Raw genomic sequence first — 3,881 nt, forward strand, 5'->3', positions numbered from 1 at the left:
GCCGCCGGCCCATGGTCAGATCCGCTCGAAAATGGCGGCGATGCCCTGGCCGCCGCCGATGCACATCGTCACCAGCGCGTAGCGGCCCTGCACCCGCTGCAGCTCGTACAGCGCCTTGACCGTGATCAGGGCGCCGGTCGCGCCGATCGGGTGGCCCAGCGAGATGCCGGAGCCGTTCGGATTGACCTTCAGCGGATCGAGCCCGAGCGCCTTGTTGACCGCGCAGGCCTGCGCGGCGAACGCCTCGTTGGCCTCGATCACGTCCAGATCGGCGACCGACAGGCCGGCGCGCTCGAGCGCCTTGCGCGTAGCCGGCACCGGGCCGATGCCCATGGTCTTGGGGTCGACGCCGGCGTGGCCATACGACACCAGCCGCGCCAGCGGCTTCAGGCCGCGCCGCTCGGCGACGCTGCGCTCCATCAGCACGACCGCGGCGGCGCCGTCGTTCAGGCCCGACGCATTGCCGGCCGTCACGGTGCCGTTCTCCTTGACGAAGACCGGCTTGAGCCTGGACATGTCCTCGGCCTTGGCGTCGTGGCGCACATGCTCGTCGGTGTCGAACACGACGTCGCCCTTGCGCGACTTCAGCGTGACGGGAAAGATCTGCTCCTTGAAGCGCCCTTCGCGGATCGCGGCCGAGGCGCGGCGATGCGATTCCAGCGCCGCTTCGTCCTGCTGTGCGCGGCTGATGTCGTATTCGCGCGCGACGTTCTCGGCCGTGACGCCCATGTGGATCGAATGGAAGGGGTCGTGCAGCGCGCCGAGCATCATGTCGAGCAGCTTCGCGTCGCCCATGCGCGCGCCCCAGCGTGCCGCGGGGGCCAGGTACGGCGCGCGGCTCATGCTCTCGGCGCCGCCGCCGATGGCGACATCGGCGTCGCCCAGCATCACGGTCTGCGCCGCGCTGACGATGGCCTGCAGGCCGGAGCCGCACAGCCGGTTGACCGTCAGGGCCGGCGCGTCGATCGACACTCCGCCCTCCACCGCCGCCACGCGCGCCAGGTACATGTCGCGCGGCTCGGTTTGGATCACGTTGCCGAACACCACGTGGCCGACTTCGTCGCCCTGCACGCTGGCGCGGGCAAGGGCCTCGCGCACCACCATCGCGCCGAGCTCGGTCGGCGTCAGGTCTTTCAGGCTGCCGCCAAAGGTTCCGATCGGGGTCCGTACGCCGCTGACCACCACCACTTCACGGGTCATGTCTGTCTCCATTGGGTAATGTTGCACCGCAAAGTATAGCCCTGCGGTCCATTTTCCGAACGATCGTACTTTTACCTAATGTCGGCCCGGCGATTAGCCCCCGGCTGGCATGCCGGCGGCGTTACGCCACCGCCTCGCCCCACAGGTCGTGGCCGTCGGCGCCGGTGATCCGCACCGAAACGAACTCGCCGGTCTTGTAGCGCTGGTACGGCTTTGCGGGCGGATCGATATAGACCAGGCCGTCGATCTCCGGCGCATCGGCCGCCGAGCGGCCGATGCCGCCATCCTGGTTGACCTCGTCGACCAGCACGCGCAGCGTCTGGCCGACCTTGCGCTCCAGGCGGCGGGCCGACACGGCCTCGGCGACTTCCATGAAGCGCGCGCGGCGCTCCTCGCGGACCTCATCGGGCAGCGCACCGGGCAGATCGTTGGCGGTGGCGCCCTCGACCGGCGAGTAGGCGAAGCAGCCGACGCGGTCCAGCTCGGCCTCGGCGATGAAGTCGAGCAGCGTCTGGAATTCGGCCTCGGTCTCGCCCGGGAAGCCGGCGATGAAGGTGCTGCGGATGGTCAGGTCCGGACAGATCTCGCGCCAGGCGCGGATCCGCTCCATGGTCTTCTCGGCATTGGCCGGGCGCTTCATCCGCTTGAGCACGTCGGGATGCGCGTGCTGCAGCGGCACGTCCAGATACGGCAGCACATGGCCGTCGTTCATCAGCGGGATGATCTCGTCGACGTGAGGATACGGATAGACGTAATGCAGGCGCACCCAGGCGCCATATTCGCGCGCCAGTTCGCCGAGCGCGCCGACCAGTTCGGTCATGCGCGTCTTCAGCGGGCGGCCGTTCCAGAAGCCGGTGCGGTACTTGACGTCGACGCCGTAGGCGCTCGTGTCCTGCGAGATCACCAGCAGTTCCTTGACGCCGGACCTGAACAGATTCTCGGCCTCGAGCATCACCTCGGCGACCGGACGCGACACCAGCTCGCCGCGCATCGACGGGATGATGCAGAACGAGCAGCGGTGATTGCAGCCCTCTGAAATCTTCAGATAGGCGTAGTGCTTGGGCGTCAGCTTGATGCCGGCCGGCGGCACCAGATCGATGAAGGGATCGTGCGGCTTGGGCAGGTGCGTGTGCACGGCCTGCATGACCTCGCCCAGCGCATGCGGGCCGGTGACGGCGAGGACCTTCGGATGCACGCTGGTGACGATATCGTTGCCGCCGGCATCCTTCTTGGCGCCGAGGCAGCCGGTGACGATCACCTTGCCGTTCTCGGTCAGCGCTTCGCCGATCGCGTCCAGGCTCTCCTGCACCGCCTCGTCGATGAAGCCGCAGGTATTGACGACCACCAGGTCGGCGCCGTCATAGGTGCCGCTGATGGCATAACCCTCGGCACGCAGCTGGGTGATGATCTGTTCGGAATCGACGAGGGCCTTGGGGCAGCCGAGTGATACGAAGCCCACCTTCGGCGTGGTGGCGGCCGCGCCAGTGACGGCGCCGGCGGAAGACGAGGACGGAGAGGACGACTGAGACGACATGGATTTCGCGGTGTGGGGGGCGCGCCTTTGGGTGGCGCGCGCTGTCTTGGGCCGCGACCTGCCATCCCGAAGACGGCCGTGGCGGCGGAACGACCGCGATTCTACCCCGAGACCACCGCGTCGGCAGGCGGGCGCCGCGGCCCGCCGTTACTGCAAAGCTACTGCAGTGGACGCCGTCGCCGTTCAGCCCTGGCCGGTCTTCTTGTTGTTGTCCGGCTGGTTGAACGGGAAATTGCCGAACATGTTCTTGGCCTGGTTCTGCATCTGCTCCTGCATCTGCACGAACAGGTTCTTGCTCTGCTCGATGTAGTTGCTCATCATGCCCTGCATCATCGGCGCCTGCATGTTCATGAATTGCGACCACATGTCGGGGCTGAAGGCCTCGCCCGAATACAGGCCCTTGGAGTTTTCGGCCAGCTTGTTCTGGATGTCGATGAAGGCCTGGATGTTCTTCTCCAGGTAGGTGCCCATCATGCCCTGCATCGCGTGGCCATAGAAGCGGATGATCTGCGACAGCATCGCGCTGGAGAACATCGGCACGCCACCGGTTTCTTCCTCGAGGATGATCTGCAGCAGGATGCTGCGCGTCAGTTCGTCCCCCGACTTGGCGTCGACGACCTTGAACTCCTCGTTGTCCATCACGAGCTGCTTGACATCGGCCAGGGTGATATAGGTGCTGGTCTGCGTGTCGTAGAGCCGGCGATTGGGATATTTCTTGATCAGTCGCTCTGCGCCTTTCTTGGTGGTGGCCATCGGTGCTCTATCCTTTTGTAATCCGCTGCCGGTGCGCTGACGCCGCAGCCCATGCTCGTGCGGCACGGTCGATCGTTTGCTGTTGCACCGCATGCCGTGCAGTGCGCAATCCGGCAACGCTTGCGGCGCGGGGCCGACCCGCCGGCCAAGGGCGCGATCCATGTCGAATTTCCGGATGTCCCAAATTGGTGCCGACGGCGTTGATTTCCTGATTCTATGCTTAACAAGGCACTGTGAAAAGGCGCGGGCGCTAAGGAAAACCCGCAAGCAAACGCGCGAAATCGCCGGGTAAACAGGGGAAAAAGCCGGGGAAAAAAGAGAGGTGCGAGCGCCGGACGCGCGCACGCGCCGGCACGGTGCTGCGGCGCGTCCAACGCAGCGCAACACCGGCCGC

The 3,881-nt window shown here is 66.2% G+C and carries 3 protein-coding genes; all 3 read right to left on the minus strand.

Features of this window, described 5'->3' with window-relative positions; translation table 11 throughout:
• Nucleotides 1-15: 15 nt before the first annotated feature.
• The gene (bktB, locus tag AC6EI8_RS25035) at nt 16-1,200 is read right to left on the minus strand and encodes a beta-ketothiolase BktB (protein WP_498383196.1); all 1,185 of its coding nucleotides are present in this window, start codon (nt 1,198-1,200) and stop codon (nt 16-18) included.
• 121 nt (nt 1,201-1,321) lie between these two features.
• The gene (gene rimO, locus AC6EI8_RS25040) at nt 1,322-2,734 is read right to left on the minus strand and encodes a 30S ribosomal protein S12 methylthiotransferase RimO (protein ID WP_255650720.1); all 1,413 of its coding nucleotides are present in this window, start codon (nt 2,732-2,734) and stop codon (nt 1,322-1,324) included.
• Between the two features lie 183 nt (nt 2,735-2,917).
• Complete coding sequence (phaR, locus tag AC6EI8_RS25045) at nt 2,918-3,487, minus strand: polyhydroxyalkanoate synthesis repressor PhaR (RefSeq protein ID WP_023264416.1); 570 nt, start codon at nt 3,485-3,487, stop codon at nt 2,918-2,920.
• Nucleotides 3,488-3,881: the final 394 nt, after the last annotated feature.

The organism is Cupriavidus sp. R6-3, assembly GCF_059772245.1.